Below are 14,015 nucleotides of genomic sequence, written 5' to 3' on the forward strand. Positions count from 1 at the left end.
CGCGCCGACCGTGTCCCACTGGGCGACCAGGGCCTGCGTCGGTAATGCTGTGCGACGTGACCACGCCGCAAGATCTCGACGACCGGTTCCGGGAGACGCTGGCGGCGCTGCCCGCCGCCGAGCGGCGGCGTGACCCCGACGACCCGGTCACCGACGACGCCCCGCTAACCGGCGCGCGACTGCTGGATCTGTTCGACGCGCAGGTGACCAGCCGGCAGCTCGACCTGGCCGGCCGCTGGTTGCGCAGCTTCGGGGAGGGCTTCTACACCATCGGCTCCTCCGGGCACGAGGGCAACGCGGCGGTCGCCGCCGCGCTGCGCCCCACCGACCCGGCGCTGCTGCACTACCGCTCGGGTGCCTTCTACTGCGTGCGCGCCGCGCAGACCACCGCCGAACCGGCGCCCGGCGCTGACGCGGCGCCACCCGACGAGCCGACCGAGCCCGAACCGGCGCCGGCCGGCGGGTTCGCGGCGTACGCGGGCGCGGCCCGGGACGTGCTGCGCGGGATGGTCGCCTCCAGCCAGGAGCCGGTCGCCGGCGGCCGGCACAAGGTGTTCGGCCGGGCCGACCTGGCCATCGTGCCGACCACCTCCACCATCGCCTCGCACCTGCCCCGGGCGGTCGGTATGGGGCTGGCCGTGGAGCGGCTGCGGCGGCTGGACAGCGCCGGACGGCGCACCGGCGCCGGAGTGCGGGTCGGCAGCGGGGCCGGCGCCGAGCACGCCCCGTGGCCACCGGACGCCATTGTGGTCTGCTCGTTCGGCGACGCCTCGGTCAACCACGCCAGCGCCAGCGCCGCCTTCAACACCGCCGGCTGGTACGACCACGCCGGGCTGCGCATCCCGGTGCTCTTCGTCTGCGAGGACAACGGGCTGGGCATCAGCGTCCGCTCCCCGGAGGGCTGGGTGGAGGCGACCCTGCGGGCCAAGCCCGGCATCCGCTACTTCAGTGCCGACGGAGCCGACCCGGTGCAGGCGTACGCGGTGGCGGCGGAGGCCGCGGCGTGGGTACGCCGGCACCGCCGGCCGGCCGTGCTGCACCTGCGCACCGTCCGGCTGATGGGGCACGCCGGGGCCGACGCGGAGTCGGCGTACCGCAGCCCGGCGGAACTGGCCGCGGACCTGGACCGGGACCCGGTGGTCGCGACCGCCCGGCTGCTCGTCGACGCCGGCGTGGCGACGGGCGAGGAGTTGCTGGCCCGGTACGACGAGACCGGCTGGCGGGTACGCCGGCTCGCTGAGGAGGTGCTGGGCGAGCCGAAGCTGACCTCCGCGGCCGACGTGGTGTCCGCGCTGGCCCCCCGCCGGCCGGTGCGGGTCGCGCGGGCGGTGGCCGACGCGGCGGCCCGGGCCAGCGGTCCGGGCGCGGGCGCCCGGGCGGAGGCGTTCGGGGGCAAGCCGCCGGAGCTGGCCGGCCCGCTGACCCTCGCGCAGAGCATCAACGGGGCGCTCGCCGACGGGCTGCTCGACCACCCGCAGATGGCGGTCTTCGGCGAGGACGTGGCCGCCAAGGGCGGCGTGTACGGGGTGACCAAGGGGCTGCGCGACCGGTTCGGGCCGGCCCGGGTCTTCGACACCCTGCTCGACGAGACCTCGGTGCTCGGGCTGGGCCTGGGCGCCGGGCTGGCCGGGATGCTGCCGGTGCCGGAGATCCAGTACCTGGCGTACCTGCACAACGCCGAGGACCAGCTGCGCGGTGAGGCGGCCACCATGCAGTTCTTCTCCCAGGGCGCGTTCCGCAACCCGATGGTGGTGCGGGTGGCCGGGCTGGCGTACCAGGAGGGGTTCGGCGGGCACTTCCACAACGACAACTCGGTTGCCGTACTCCGGGACGTGCCAGGGCTGGTGGTCGCGGTGCCGGCGCGGCCGGACGACGCCGCGCCCATGCTGCGGACCTGCCTGGCCAGCGCGGCGGTCGACGGTAGCGTCTGCGTGTTCCTGGAACCGATCGCGCTCTACCACACCCGCGACCTGTACGCCGAGGGCGACGGGGAGTGGCTGGCCGGGTATCCGGAGCCGGGCGCCTGGGTGGCCGGGCACGTGCCGATCGGCCGGGCCCGGGTCTACCGGGTCGGCTCGGCCGACGACCTGACGATCATCACCTTCGGTAACGGGGTACGGATGTCGCTGCGGGCCGCGGCCGTTCTCGCCGAGGAGGGGGTGGGCACCCGGGTGGTGGACCTGCGCTGGCTGGCCCCGCTGCCGGTGGCCGACATCATCCGGGAGGCCTCGGCGACCGGCCGGGTGCTGGTGGTGGATGAGACACGCCGATCCGGCGGGGTGGGCGAAGGGGTGATCGCCGCGCTGGTCGACGCCGGATATGTCGGTGCGGCGCGACGAGTAGCCGGAGTTGACTCGTTTGTACCATTAGGTCCAGCAGCACGTCAGGTTCTGGTCTCCGAGGAAGCCATTACCGACGGTGCCCGTACGCTGCTGGCACGGTAAATTCCGTTCCACCCGGTGCGCCACTTGCGCGCGGACGCACAACTGTGTGGACTTTGCCTGACGGCGTCGGTTCCGACGCCGCGAGCAGGGACGAGATGAGGAGGCACGCGACAGTGAGCGCGACCGCTGGTCAGGCCGCCGACGGGGTACGCAGCCTGGCGGACCGGTTCGGAATCGAACCGGGGATGGTCGTCATGGAGATGGGGTACGACGACGACGTCGACCAGGATCTCCGGGACGCCCTGACCGACCGCTGTGGAGATCTGGTCGACGAGGACACCGACGAGGTGGTCGACGCGGTGCTGGTCTGGTACCGCGACGGCGACGGTGACCTCTTCGAGCTTCTCGTCGACGCCCTCGGCCCGCTGGCCGACAACGGGGTCGTATGGCTGCTCACGCCGAAGGCCGGGCGTGACGGGCACGTCGAGCCGAGCGAGGTCGCGGAGTCCGCGCCCACCGCCGGCCTTCAGCAGACCTCGACCATCAACGCCGGGCGGGACTGGAGCGGCGCCCGCCTGGTGCTGCGCCGAGGGGCCAAGGCCAAGAAGTAGCCCAACTCGTTCCCCTCGCGCGCCCGGCGGTCCGTGCCACCGGGCGCGGCAGGCTCGTGCCTTCCCCTGACTCGACCCGAGGAGTTCGCATGCCCGTCGAGGTTGGCGCCGAGGCGCCGGACTTCGTGCTGAAGGACCAGAACAACCAGGAGGTCCGGCTCTCGAACTTCCGTGGCCGGCGCACCGTGCTGCTGGTCTTCTACCCGCTCGCCTTCACCGGCACCTGCCAGGGCGAGCTGGCCGAGGTGCGGGACAACCTCGACGAGTACGCCAACGACGACGTCCAGGTGCTGACGGTCAGCGTCGACTCGGTCTACAGCCACAAGGTCTGGGCCGACCGGGAGGGCTACCAGTTCCCCATGCTGGCCGACTTCTGGCCGCACGGCGCCGTCGCCCAGGCGTACGGGGTCTTCAACGACGTGGCCGGCTTCGCCAATCGGGGCACGTTCGTCATCGACAAGACCGGCGTCGTCCGCTTCGCCGAGCTGAACGGTCCCGGTGAGGCTCGCGACCAGCAGGGCTGGCGCAAGGCCATCGCCGCGGCCGCCTGACCACCACCGGACCGGGGTGAGCCGTGCGTCCGGGCCGGCGGCGAGCAGGGTAAGCTTGCCAGCCTCCGGCCCGCCGTACGGGCGTTCCGGGCGCGTAGCTCAGTGGGAGAGCACCCGCCTTACAAGCGGGGGGTCGCAGGTTCGAAACCTGCCGCGCCCACCCCTTCTCGCATCAGCACCGATCCGGGCGGCCGGCCAGTGACCGGCATGGGCAGCGCCCCGCCACGTCGAGCGGTAACGTCCGTCTCCATGACCAACGCGGACGAGCACGGTCACCCCGAACCGCCGATCGCCGGCGACGAGACCGCCACGCTGCTCGGCTCCCTGGACCGCCAGCGTGCCACCCTCGCGTGGAAGACCGGGGGTCTCGACGCCGCCGGCCTACGGGCGACGCTCGGCCCGTCGTCGATCACCCTGGGTGGGCTGCTCAAGCACCTGGCCCTGGTTGAGGACCTCTACTTCTCACTGAAGCTGGCCGGGCGCTCGCCGGGGCCACCGTGGGACACGGTCGACTGGGACGCGAATCCGGGCTGGGACTGGCGTTCGGCCGCCGAGGACACCCCCGAACAGCTCTACACACTCTGGCGGGAGGCGGTGGCCCGCTCCCGCGCCACCGTCGCGGAGCTGCTGGCCAACGCCGGACCGGAGCAGTTGGCCCGGGGCGACTGGCCGGACGGTCAGGCGCCGAGCCTGCGCCGGATCCTGGTCGACCTGATCGAGGAGTACGCCCGGCACGTCGGCCACGCCGACCTGATCCGGGAGTCGGTGGACGGACTCACCGGCGAGGACCCGCCCCGCTGACCACGCCTTCCTCCGTCGCCCACGTCTGCTCGACCTTGTCCGACGACCGGCGGCTCACGCCGGATGGTTCCCGACCTGGGGGCGTCAGGTGCGATCGGCGACCATCACCCGGCTGTGTGCCAGCGACCTGGCGTGGTGGATCGGCGTGTGCAGGGCCCGCGCCGTGTCGAGCAGGTCGTCGTCCCGGGTGACGGTGAAGCCGTGTCGGGCCAGCAGGGCGGCCATGGCGGCGGGCGTCCAGGTCGAGCGCCACGGCTCGTTCGCCCACACGCTCGACCGGCCGGTGGACGCCGTCAGCAGCCGTGCGATGAGGCGGCCCAGGACCACGGACGTTCCGGGCAGCTGGAAGTTGACGATCAGGCGGCTGTTCGGCGCCGAGCAGCTGGCGAGAGCCGTCACCGTGGCGGTCACCTGCACCGTGGTCAGGTATGGCACGACCCCCTCCCAGACCCAGGTCGTCGCCTGGTCGGAACGGTGCCCGGAAGCCGCCAACGCCTCGGCCAGCCGGTCGCGACCGAAGTCCACCGGAACGAACCTCGGCGGGGTGCCGGGCAGGCCTTCGGCGCGCTCGCGCTTGTCGCGCTGGGTGGCCGGCTGGTCGACCTCGAAGACCGTCACCCCGGCGAGTTCCGGCATCCGCCAGGCACGACCGTCCAGCCCCGCGCCGAGGATCACCACCTGTGGGCCGGGGTGGGCGCGTACGGCATCGTCGATGGCGACCGTACGGGGCACGATCAGCTCGGCGTTGGCGCGGACCGTCTCGTAGTCGACCCGCTGCCGCCACGGCCGGGGAGCGACGCCCTCGCGTACCCACTGGACGGCCTCCCGCTCGTCGGGACGCAGCAGGGGCATGGCCGTCGGATCGGCGAAGCGGCCGGGAGCGATCAGCCCGTCGGCGGCCGCGCGACCCTGGCAGACCAGGACCGCCGTGCGACTCGTCCGCGGGGTTGTCGGCATCAGTCGTTCCTCCGTGTCCGCCTGACCCGCCGGTCGTCGAGCCACAGCGCGATCCGATGACGGCTCGCGTACAGCACGCCCACGGTGACCAGCACCATGATGAGACCGCTCCAGAGCCAGAACCGGCCACCCACGCCGCCGGGTGGCTGCGCGTCGCGGACGCGTCCGCTCCGGACCACCTGGTCCGCGACGTCGACGGCGACCACCTGGTCCGGTGCGGTCAGCACGGTTCGCGGCGCGGTGGCGCCGGGCGTCAGTGCCAGGACCCGCACGGTGCGCACGCGCTGGTCGCTCATGGGCGGGTCGGACTGCTCCTCCAGCGGCAGGTCGGGGGCGAGGGGGTCCGGCTGATAGGCCGCCACCAGCGCCGACCCGTCCGGCGCCCAGCCGAGCAGCCGGATGGCGACGACCCCGGGCACGGCGGGCAGGCGCAGTGGACCGACGTCCCGGCCGCTGGTGGGATCGACCTGGCGCAGGGTCCACTCGGTGGTGTCCGCCCGACGGGCGGCCAGTGTCAGGTTCGTGCCGTCGGGACGCCACGCGCCCTTGCCGGCCAGCCAGGTCCCGTCGGGTAGGGCGAACGAGGAGAGCTCCCGGCCAGCCAGGTCGGTCACGGCGACCGTGCGGCCGTACTGGTAGGCGAGCCGGCCCGGCGCGGCGGCGACGACCGAGCCGACGCGCGCCTCCTGGTCGCCGGCGGCCAGCCTGGTCCAGCGCTCCCCGCCGAGGGTCACCGCACTCAGCACGGAGGTGTAGGTGGCCCCGTCGAACGCGACCGGCACGTCGTCGCGGACCACCAGCGACTGGCCGTCCGCGGACCAGCCGACCGGTATGCTCCAGACACTGCGGTCGACGGTCGACGTCAGCCGTTGGGTCCGGCCGGTGACCAGGTCGATGACCTCGACGCCCGGATCGTCCTGGTCTCCGTCCGGCCGGGCCACGTACCGGCCGTCGGGGGAGAGGTGGACCGACTCGCCGGCCAGCGACTCCCCGCCCATCCGCATGATCCGGTAGCGGTCGGAGTCCGCGTCGACCACGCCGACGACGTTCACGTCGTTCCACCCGTGCAGACGCGGTGCCGGCCCGTCGAAGATGACCGACGCGGGACCGATCCGGGGGCGGTCGGTGACGTGCAGCGTGCCGATCGGCGGCAGGGCGATGTGGTCGGGCAGCGCGGCGTCCGCCGCGGCCGGATCGAGGCCAGGGGTACGGGTCAGCGGCACCACAACGCCGGCCAACGCGAGCACCAACAACGCCGCCGCGCTGGCGGCTGACCGGCGCAGACGGTCGCGGCGCGCGGTGGCGAGCGCCCGCTCGTACACCGGGTAGGCGGGCACGTCTTCGGCGGTGGAGCGGAGCGCGTCGCGGAGTTGGGCGGTCATCGGATGCTCCTCTCCGCGACGGTGTCGACCAGTTCGGGAGCGACCGCTCTGAGCCGCCGTATCGCGTCGTGGGCGTGGCGTTTGACGGTCCCGATGGAACAGCCGAGCATCTCGGCCACCTGAGCCTCGGTGAGGTCCTCGTAGTAGCGCAGCACGATGACGGCCCGTTGGCGGGGAGTGAGGTGACGCAGCGCGGCGGTGAGGGTCAGCCGCAGCGCGGTGGTGTCGCTGTGGTCGGCGCCGGCTTGTTCGGTGGGTTCGGCTTGGAGGCGTTCGGTGAGGCGGCGGCGTCGCCACCAGGAGACCTGCTGGTGGTACATGACGCGGCGGACGTACGCCTCGGGGTCCCCGTCGCGGATCCGCCGCCAGTGCCGGTAGGTGCGGGCCAGGGCGGTCTGCACCAGGTCCTCGGCGAGCTGGTGGTCGCCGGTGAGGAGGTAGGCGGTCCGGGACAGAGCCGGCGAACGGTGCACCACGAACTCGTGGAACGTCTCGGTCATGCCCACCCCCTCGTCAGGAGAGACGCCTCCCGCCCCGGAGATGGTTGAGGCCGGGCGCGCCGGATCCTGCCCGGCGCGCCCGGTGTCCTCAGCTGGTGAAGCCGCCGTCCACGTTGACCACGGCACCGGTCACGTAGCTGGCCTCCGGGCTGGCCAGGTGCGCGATGGTCGCCGCGATGTCGGCGGGGCGAGCGTACCGGCCGACGGCGGTGAAGCCGGCGATCGCCGCAGCGTTCGGCCCGTCCGCCGGGTTGGCGTCGGTGTCCGTCGGTCCGGGGTTGACCAGGTTGACGGTGATGCCCCGAGGGCCCAGCTCGCGGGCCAGGCCCCGGGTCAGCCCGACCAGGGCGGTCTTGCTCATCGAGTAGAGGGCCAGCCCGGGGAAGACGGCCCGCTCACCGACGTTGCTGCCGATGCTGATGATCCGCCCACCGTCGCCCAGGTGCCGCAGCGCCGCCTGCGCGGCGACGTACGGCGCCCGGACGTTCACCGCGATGGTCTGCTCCAGCTCCGCGGTGCCGAGGTCGTCCATCGCGCCGACCAGGAACACCGCGGCGTTGTTCACCAGGATGTCCAGCCGGCCCAGCTCGGCGGCCGTCCGGTCGACCGCGTCCCGCACTGCGGTCGGGTCGGCGCCGTCGACCTGGATGGCCAGCGCCCGCCGGCCCAGCGCCTCGATCTGCTTCACCACGCTCGCGGCCTGCTCCGCGTTCTGCCGGTAGGTCAGCGCCACGTCGGCCCCGTCCTCCGCCAGGCGCAGCGCGATGCCCGCTCCGATGCCCCGGGAACCACCGGTCACCAGGGCGACCTTGCCGTCAAATGTCGTCGTCGTCATGCAAACGATCATGTCGCCGGGCCGCCCCCTCGTCTGGCGGCCATCAGACCCCTCGTTCCCATCCCGAGGTCCGTTTCCCGCCATCGCACCGATCGTCCGGCAGCACCCGGCCGGGCCGGGTGAGGCGGACCGCGGTCAGGGCGATCAGGAGCAGGGTCAGGGCGAAGAGCAACGCGTTGAGGACGACCGTGGGATAGCCGAGTCGGGGTACGTCGAGGAACGGGTAGAGGTAGCGGTCCTCGTTCCGGCCGAGGGCGCCGCGGACCAGGATCACCGTCAGCCACACCAACGGATAGCCGAGCAGGCTGACCGCGTACACCGGACGCAGGGCCGCTCGGGGACGGCGGGTGAGCCACTCCGCGGCGGCCAGCGGCGGCGCGACCGCGTGCAGCAGCAGGTTTCCGGCGTCGGAGACCGGCCCCCGCGCGTCGGTCGTCGCCACCATCGCGTAGCCGCTCCACGGATTCGCCAACACCAGGACGAAGACCAGGGCGGTGCCGACCAGGTAGACGGTGAGCGCGGTGCGCAGCCGGTCGCCGCCGGCCAGCAGCGCCACCAGGTAGGCCAGGTCGACCTGCACCGTGAAGTAGAACAGCAGCTCGACGGGCTCGTCACGCGCGGCGATCACGGAGAGGGCCAGCCCGACGGCGACCACCGCGCCGACGCTGACCCGCAGGACCCGGCCCGACACGCGGCGGACGCTACCATCGCCGCATCGACGGACGCCATGACGAGCAACTGCGCCGGGTGCGGGCGATCCTGGCCGCCGACGTCGACCGGGAGCCGGACTCCGGGCTCGCGCTCCTCGGCGACAAGCGGTTCCACTTCTCGCCGTCCGGGGCCAGCTTCCTCATGTACGGGGTGTGCGGCCGCTCGTGGATCGCGTTCGGGCCGCCGGTGGGGCCGGCCGCCGAGCGGTACGGGCTGCTGGCCGACTTCTGCGCGACTGCCCGGCGGGCTGGCCGACGCCCGGCGGTGTACCACGTTGGCGCGTCGCTGCTGCCCGAGCTGCGCCGGCTGGGTCTCGCCGTGCACCCGGTGGGGGAGTCGGCGAGCGTACCGCTGGCCGACTTCGCCCTGACCGGGCCGGCGCGTGGGGCGCTGCGCCGCAACTGGCAGCGGCTGGCCCGCCGCGACGACCTGTCGTTCGCGGTGCTGCCCGGCGCCGGCCTGCTCGACGAGCTGCGCCCCGTCTCGGACGCCTGGCTGGCCGGGCGGCCGGACATGTCGTTCTCCCTCGGCGGGTTCGTCCCCGGCTACCTGGCCCGGTTGCCGGTCGCCGTGCTGCGACAGCGCGGCCGGGCGGTGGCCTTCGCCGCGCTCATGCCGACGCCGCACCGGTGGGGCGTGGACCTGCTGCGGTACCACCCGGACGCACCACCCACCACGATGGACCATCTCCTCGTCGAGGTGCTGCACGAGGCGCGGGACCGGGGGCTGACCAGCGTCGAGCTGGGGCTGGCCCCGCTGTCCGGGCTGACCGGCGCGGACCCGCTGTGCCGGCTGGGCCGGGCGGTATACGAGCACGGCGAGCGCTGGTACCGCTTCCGGGGGCTGCGCCGGTTCAAGGCGAAGTTCGCGCCGGTCTGGTCCCCGCGTCACCTCGCCGCGCCTCGGGGATGGCAGCTCCCGCTGGTGCTGGCCCAGGTGGGTCGGCTGTCGTCGCGTCCGCTGCGATAACCGGCCGCAACGTCGCGTACAGGGCTGCCAGCTCGGCCAGGTAACGCGGCCCGGACCAGGCCGCCACCGCGGCCCGACCGTCCCAGATCACCGCCGCGCGCAGCTCCGGCTCGGTCAGCAGCCGGGTCAGCAACGCCCCGAACGCCGCCGCCGTGGGCTCGGCGACCGGCCGGGTGGTGGCGGCGCCGGGCCGCTCGGCCAGGGCGGCGTCCACCATGGCCACCGGCAGCCCGTGCGCCTCGGCCTCGGAGAGCGTCAGGCCCTGGGTGTCGGTGGTGGAGGCGAACGCGAGCACGTCCGCCGCCCGGTAGTGCGCGCCCACCCGGTCGTGCGGCACCGGGCGAAGCAGGTGCAGCGCGTCAGCCACGCCGAGCCGGCGGGCCGCCCGGCGGACCGCGAGCCGCTGCCGCCGCGCCCCGAGCAGCACCAGCCGTGCCGCCGGCAGCTCGCGCCGGACCCGGGCGAACGCGGCCAGCAGCAGGTCCGGGTTCTTCTCCGGCGTGGTCCGGCCCACCGCGAGCAGCACCGGCGCGTCCGCCGCGATGCCCAGCCGGGCCCGCACCAGCCGCCGGTCGTCGGCGTCGACACCCGGCGCGGCGACCGGGGTCGGCAGCACCACGATCGGGGTCCGCCCGGCCATCGGGGCCATCAGCGCCGCGGTCTTCGCCGAGGGGGTGATCAGCACGCTGGTGTGCGCCAGCAGGCACCGCCCGAGCGCCGCCAACCGGTCCTGTCGGGCCGGCCCGGGGCGGGCCAGCGCCCACAGGTCCCGGACCCGCCAGCGCAGGCCCAGCCGCAGGCCGGCGTACGCGGCGCCGATCGGCACCTCGGGGTAGTGCGCCGCGTACGCCACCAGGTCGGTGTGCCAGGTGAGCACGGTGGGTACGCCTCGCTCGGCCGCCCAGCGCAGCCCGGCAACGCCGAGCGGGCCGGTGGTGTGGACGTGCACCACGTCGGTCGGCGCGTCCGGCGGCCGGGGCGGCGCCAGCCGGTACGGCCGGGTCGGCACCGGCAGCGAGGGCACCTCACCCGGTTGGCGGCGCCGGCGGAACAGCGGGCCGGGGCAGTGCAGGACGACCCGGTGGCCGGCGGCGCGCAGCAGCGCCACGGTGGTGCCGACCGAGGTGGCCACCCCCTCCGGGTTGGCCAGGTGGCTGTCGCTGACGTGGGCGATCCGCACCCTGCCATTCTCGCCGGGCCGCGCTCATCGGGTCGCCCCGTCGAGCCTGGATCCACAACAGCGAGGCGCAATCCGGCGCAGCGGCGCCGGGGGCGCGTGTCGGATGAGCCAGCTCATGGAGGCGGAAATGGGCTGATTCGGGTCGGTGCGGGTGTGCGTACCGGCCCAGCGCAGTCTCCTCGGCAGGACTGTTCACCGGCCCAGCGGGAAACCGCCGGCGGACCGCACCCGGGAGGAGCGACGGATGACGCATGGTGCCGGACTGACCATTGGTGTGCTCGGCTCGTACGGTGGCCGGAACCTCGGCGACGAGGCGATCCTCACCGGCCTGCTCGCCGACCTGCGCGCGCAGGAGCCGAACGCCCGCATCATCGTCTTCTCCCGCCACCCGGAGCACACCCGAATCGCCCACCCCGACGTCGAGGCGGTGCCGTGGGAGGGCGTCAGCCGCACCGACTCCGCCCTGGTCCTGGCCCAGCTCGACCTGCTGATCCTGGGCGGCGGCGGGATCCTCTACGACCGGGAGGCCCGTCGCTACCTGCGGGTGGTCCGGGTCGCCCAGGAACGCGGGCTGCCCCTGATCACGTACGCGGTCGGGGTCGGGCCGCTGAGCGACGCGGTGGACACCGGGATGGTCCGGGAAACGCTCGCCAGCGCGGTCCAGGTGACCGTCCGCGACCAGGAATCCCGGATGGTGCTGGAGGAGGCGGGGCTGCTCAACCCGATCACGGTCACCGCCGACCCGGCGTTCCTGTTGCAGCCGGAGGAGTTCCCGCTCGACCTGCTCCGCGAGGAGGGGGTGCCGGCCGGCAGGCGGCTGGTCGGGATCAGCGTGCGGGAGCCGGGACGGGCCGCCGAACGGCTCGACGTGGACGGCTACCACCGGCTGCTGGCCCAGATCGGCGACTTCCTGGTGAACCGGATCGACGCGTACGTGCTGTTCGTGCCGATGGAACGCGACGACATCCGGCACGCCCACGGGGTGCTGTCCCACATGATCGCCGCCGACCGGGGGCGGATCCTGCACGGCACCTACTCGCCGCAGCAGGTGCTCGGGCTGATGCGCCACTTCGACCTGGCCGTGGGCATGCGCCTGCACTTCCTGATCTTCGCGGCGATGGTCGGCACCCCGTTCCTGCCACTGCCGTACGCCGGCAAGGTCTTCGATCTGGCCCAGCGGCTCGGCGTGCCGGCGCTGCGCGGCGTGGAACGGGAGGTCGAGGGGCCACTACTGGCCGAGGTCGACCGGCTCTGGGACGAGCGGGAGCAGCGCGCCGAGGCCACCGCGCGGCGGGTGGCCGAGGCCTGCGAGCAGGCCCGGGGCACCTCCGACGTCACCCGTGGTGTCCTCGACAGCCTCCGCAGCCAGACCCTCACCCGGGTCTGAGCCGGACGGTCACACCGCCGGGCCGGTCCACCGGTAGACCCACTCGCTGGCGTCCTCGCCCGCGGACTGCAGCTCGTAGATCTGCGCCTCGGCCAGCCCGCCGGACCCGAGGTGGTGGTGGGTCATCGGTGGACGGCCGTTGCTGTCCAGCTCGACGGTGACGCTCTCCCCGTCCGCCGTGCCGCCGACGAGGAGGATCTGCACGGATGAGGCCATACGCCCATCCTGCCCGCCGCGCCGGGACCGCGCAGCGGATAGCGGGGCAGCGGGACGGCTGGCCTGTCGCTAGGGTCGGCGAATGGCGAAGCAGACCATCGATCCGACGCTCGCCCCGGTGCTCGCCCGCACCAGCGATGAGCGCGCCGTTCTGGACTCGTTCCTCGACTTCCACCGTGCCGTGGTGGTGCGCAAGCTGCGCGGCCTCTCCGACGCCGACGCCGGCCGCCGGCTGGTGCCCTCGGCGACCACGCTCGCCGGGCTGGTCAAGCACCTGACCCTGGTCGAGCGGAACTGGTTCCCCACCCTGCTGGCTCCCGAGCCCGGAGACGTCTACCTGACCTCGGAGGAGGACGCGGTGGCGAGCTTCACGCTCGACGCACAGGACACCGTCGTCGGGCTCATCGCGGCGTACGAGCGGGCCTGCGCCCGGTCCCGGGCGGTGGCCGCGAGCTTCGACCTCGACCACGTGGTGCCGCACCCGCAGCTCGGCGAGGTGTCGCTGCGCTGGATCCTGGTGCACATGATCGAGGAGACGGCCCGGCACGCGGGTCACGCCGACATCCTGCGGGAGTTGACCGACGGCGACTCCGGCGCCGTCTGACCCCGCGCACGGTCGCCACGCCGTCAGTGCGCTGTGGCGTCAGTCGGCGGGTAACAAGCCCGGCGGGTACTCCATGCCGTCGTGGGTGCAGGCGGCGGCGGCCACCCGGGCCGCGTACCGAGCCGCGTCCGCCAGCGGCCGGCCGCGCAGCCGACCGGCGATCAGCCCGGCCGCGAAGGCGTCGCCCGCCCCGTTGCTGTCCACCACCGGCCCCGGCTGTGTGGCCGGCGGCACCGGCACCGCCGTTCCGTCGCCCGGGTACAGCTCGGCGCCGTCCGCGCCCCGGGTCACCACCACGGTGCGGGGCGCCAGCCCGCCGGCGAGCGGCACGGCCCGGTCGGCCAGCCGCACCCCGCTGACCAGGATCAGGCCCGCGACCTCGGCGAACGGCCGGTGGTAGGGGTTCGCGCCGTCCCAGTCGTGCAGGTCGGTGGAGAGCGCCACGCCCGCTGGCAGGGCGGCCCGCACCGTGGGTAGCAGCGGCACCATCCAGTCCATGATCGAGAGGTGTACGTGCCGGGCGTTCCGGACCAGCTCGGCCAGCTCCGTCGGCAGGAACGGGGAAGCACCCCGCCACCCACGCGGGTCGTACAGCGACATGCGCCGCCCGCCCGGGTCGACCAGGTTCACCGATCGCCGGGTCCCGGCGGGATCTTCGGCCAGCACCGCCGGCACGCCGGCCCGGGTCAGCGCCGCCCGGACCAGGTCCCCGGCCGGGTCCGCGCCGAGGGTGTCGACCACACGTACCCGCAGGCCGAGTGCCCGCCCGGCGAGCGCCACCCCGGCGCCGGTGTTGCCGATCCGCAGCTCGATCGGCTCGACGATGTGTGAATCGGCGGCCGGTAGCGGCAGCGCGGGCACCCGGACCCGTACGTCCACTCCGAGCCCGCCGATCACCAGCAGGTCGACCATGGCGCCGACGCTAGC

Annotated in this window: 15 protein-coding genes and 1 tRNA gene; 8 read left to right on the forward strand and 8 right to left on the reverse strand. The window is 74.1% G+C overall.

Annotated features, from left to right (window positions below; translation table 11 throughout):
* Positions 1 to 44 precede the first annotated feature (44 nt).
* From ACFYPS_RS09380 to ACFYPS_RS09400, 5 genes are all read left to right on the forward strand, one after another.
* On the forward strand, positions 45 to 2,444 hold the full coding sequence (locus tag ACFYPS_RS09380) for a thiamine pyrophosphate-dependent enzyme (protein WP_354965438.1): 2,400 nt from the start codon (positions 45 to 47) through the stop codon (positions 2,442 to 2,444).
* Between the two features lie 113 nt (positions 2,445 to 2,557).
* On the forward strand, positions 2,558 to 2,995 hold the full coding sequence (locus ACFYPS_RS09385; RefSeq protein WP_354965437.1) for a DUF3052 domain-containing protein: 438 nt from the start codon (positions 2,558 to 2,560) through the stop codon (positions 2,993 to 2,995).
* A gap of 89 nt (positions 2,996 to 3,084) precedes the next feature.
* The gene (locus ACFYPS_RS09390) at positions 3,085 to 3,546 is read left to right on the forward strand and encodes a peroxiredoxin (RefSeq protein WP_354965436.1); all 462 of its coding nucleotides are present in this window, start codon (positions 3,085 to 3,087) and stop codon (positions 3,544 to 3,546) included.
* Between the two features lie 88 nt (positions 3,547 to 3,634).
* Positions 3,635 to 3,706, forward strand: a tRNA-Val gene (locus ACFYPS_RS09395).
* A gap of 89 nt (positions 3,707 to 3,795) precedes the next feature.
* Positions 3,796 to 4,347: a DinB family protein gene (locus tag ACFYPS_RS09400; protein ID WP_354965435.1), complete on the forward strand. Its 552-nt coding sequence runs from the start codon at positions 3,796 to 3,798 to the stop codon at positions 4,345 to 4,347.
* 84 nt (positions 4,348 to 4,431) lie between these two features.
* On the opposite strand, the gene ACFYPS_RS09405 is transcribed toward ACFYPS_RS09400, so the two are convergent.
* From ACFYPS_RS09405 to ACFYPS_RS09425, 5 genes are all read right to left on the reverse strand, one after another.
* Positions 4,432 to 5,304, reverse strand: coding sequence for a class I SAM-dependent methyltransferase (locus ACFYPS_RS09405; protein WP_354965434.1), 873 nt, complete (start codon positions 5,302 to 5,304; stop codon positions 4,432 to 4,434).
* Positions 5,304 to 6,686, reverse strand: coding sequence for a hypothetical protein (locus ACFYPS_RS09410; protein ID WP_354965433.1), 1,383 nt, complete (start codon positions 6,684 to 6,686; stop codon positions 5,304 to 5,306). Before ACFYPS_RS09410 ends, ACFYPS_RS09405 begins: the two co-directional genes overlap by 1 nt.
* Positions 6,683 to 7,186, reverse strand: a complete 504-nt coding sequence (locus ACFYPS_RS09415; protein WP_354965432.1) for a SigE family RNA polymerase sigma factor — start codon at positions 7,184 to 7,186, stop codon at positions 6,683 to 6,685. The genes ACFYPS_RS09410 and ACFYPS_RS09415 overlap by 4 nt, the downstream gene beginning before the upstream one ends.
* Before the next feature lie 88 nt (positions 7,187 to 7,274).
* The gene (locus tag ACFYPS_RS09420) at positions 7,275 to 8,021 is read right to left on the reverse strand and encodes a 3-oxoacyl-ACP reductase family protein (RefSeq protein WP_354965431.1); all 747 of its coding nucleotides are present in this window, start codon (positions 8,019 to 8,021) and stop codon (positions 7,275 to 7,277) included.
* 43 nt (positions 8,022 to 8,064) lie between these two features.
* Positions 8,065 to 8,712 carry a Pr6Pr family membrane protein gene (locus ACFYPS_RS09425; protein ID WP_354965430.1) on the reverse strand — a complete coding sequence of 216 codons (648 nt, stop codon included), beginning with the start codon at positions 8,710 to 8,712 and terminating at the stop codon, positions 8,065 to 8,067.
* 56 nt (positions 8,713 to 8,768) lie between these two features.
* Between ACFYPS_RS09425 and ACFYPS_RS09430 the strand changes: the two genes are divergently transcribed.
* Positions 8,769 to 9,701, forward strand: coding sequence for a phosphatidylglycerol lysyltransferase domain-containing protein (locus tag ACFYPS_RS09430; protein WP_354965429.1), 933 nt, complete (start codon positions 8,769 to 8,771; stop codon positions 9,699 to 9,701).
* Here ACFYPS_RS09430 and ACFYPS_RS09435 read toward each other — a convergent pair.
* Positions 9,586 to 10,881 carry a glycosyltransferase gene (locus ACFYPS_RS09435; protein ID WP_354965428.1) on the reverse strand — a complete coding sequence of 432 codons (1,296 nt, stop codon included), beginning with the start codon at positions 10,879 to 10,881 and terminating at the stop codon, positions 9,586 to 9,588. The genes ACFYPS_RS09430 and ACFYPS_RS09435 overlap by 116 nt on opposite strands.
* Positions 10,882 to 11,125: 244 nt before the next feature.
* Between ACFYPS_RS09435 and ACFYPS_RS09440 the strand changes: the two genes are divergently transcribed.
* On the forward strand, positions 11,126 to 12,268 hold the full coding sequence (locus ACFYPS_RS09440; protein ID WP_354965427.1) for a polysaccharide pyruvyl transferase family protein: 1,143 nt from the start codon (positions 11,126 to 11,128) through the stop codon (positions 12,266 to 12,268).
* Between the two features lie 9 nt (positions 12,269 to 12,277).
* Here the strand turns inward: ACFYPS_RS09440 and ACFYPS_RS09445 are convergent, their stop codons facing one another.
* Positions 12,278 to 12,484: a hypothetical protein gene (locus ACFYPS_RS09445; RefSeq protein WP_354965426.1), complete on the reverse strand. Its 207-nt coding sequence runs from the start codon at positions 12,482 to 12,484 to the stop codon at positions 12,278 to 12,280.
* 82 nt (positions 12,485 to 12,566) lie between these two features.
* Between ACFYPS_RS09445 and ACFYPS_RS09450 the strand changes: the two genes are divergently transcribed.
* Positions 12,567 to 13,088, forward strand: a complete 522-nt coding sequence (locus tag ACFYPS_RS09450; RefSeq protein ID WP_354965425.1) for a DinB family protein — start codon at positions 12,567 to 12,569, stop codon at positions 13,086 to 13,088.
* Between the two features lie 39 nt (positions 13,089 to 13,127).
* Here the strand turns inward: ACFYPS_RS09450 and ACFYPS_RS09455 are convergent, their stop codons facing one another.
* On the reverse strand, positions 13,128 to 14,000 hold the full coding sequence (locus ACFYPS_RS09455) for a PfkB family carbohydrate kinase (protein ID WP_354965424.1): 873 nt from the start codon (positions 13,998 to 14,000) through the stop codon (positions 13,128 to 13,130).
* Positions 14,001 to 14,015: the final 15 nt, after the last annotated feature.

The sequence above is a fragment of the Micromonospora sp. NPDC005087 genome (assembly GCF_042872965.1).
Taxonomy (GTDB): Bacteria; Actinomycetota; Actinomycetes; order Mycobacteriales; family Micromonosporaceae; genus Micromonospora.

What these genes read in the sequence shown, in the direction of transcription:
- ACFYPS_RS09445 (WP_354965426.1), bottom strand. Translation starts at nt 12,484, where the DNA reads ATGGCCTCATCCGTGCAGATCCTCCTCGTCGGCGGCACGGCGGACGGG.
- ACFYPS_RS09440 (WP_354965427.1), top strand. Translation starts at nt 11,126, where the DNA reads ATGACGCATGGTGCCGGACTGACCATTGGTGTGCTCGGCTCGTACGGT.
- ACFYPS_RS09410 (WP_354965433.1), bottom strand. Translation starts at nt 6,686, where the DNA reads ATGACCGCCCAACTCCGCGACGCGCTCCGCTCCACCGCCGAAGACGTG.
- ACFYPS_RS09455 (WP_354965424.1), bottom strand. Translation starts at nt 14,000, where the DNA reads ATGGTCGACCTGCTGGTGATCGGCGGGCTCGGAGTGGACGTACGGGTC.
- ACFYPS_RS09380 (WP_354965438.1), top strand. Translation starts at nt 45, where the DNA reads ATGCTGTGCGACGTGACCACGCCGCAAGATCTCGACGACCGGTTCCGG.
- ACFYPS_RS09420 (WP_354965431.1), bottom strand. Translation starts at nt 8,021, where the DNA reads ATGACGACGACGACATTTGACGGCAAGGTCGCCCTGGTGACCGGTGGT.
- ACFYPS_RS09450 (WP_354965425.1), top strand. Translation starts at nt 12,567, where the DNA reads ATGGCGAAGCAGACCATCGATCCGACGCTCGCCCCGGTGCTCGCCCGC.
- ACFYPS_RS09390 (WP_354965436.1), top strand. Translation starts at nt 3,085, where the DNA reads ATGCCCGTCGAGGTTGGCGCCGAGGCGCCGGACTTCGTGCTGAAGGAC.
- ACFYPS_RS09400 (WP_354965435.1), top strand. Translation starts at nt 3,796, where the DNA reads ATGACCAACGCGGACGAGCACGGTCACCCCGAACCGCCGATCGCCGGC.
- ACFYPS_RS09405 (WP_354965434.1), bottom strand. Translation starts at nt 5,304, where the DNA reads ATGCCGACAACCCCGCGGACGAGTCGCACGGCGGTCCTGGTCTGCCAG.
- ACFYPS_RS09415 (WP_354965432.1), bottom strand. Translation starts at nt 7,186, where the DNA reads ATGACCGAGACGTTCCACGAGTTCGTGGTGCACCGTTCGCCGGCTCTG.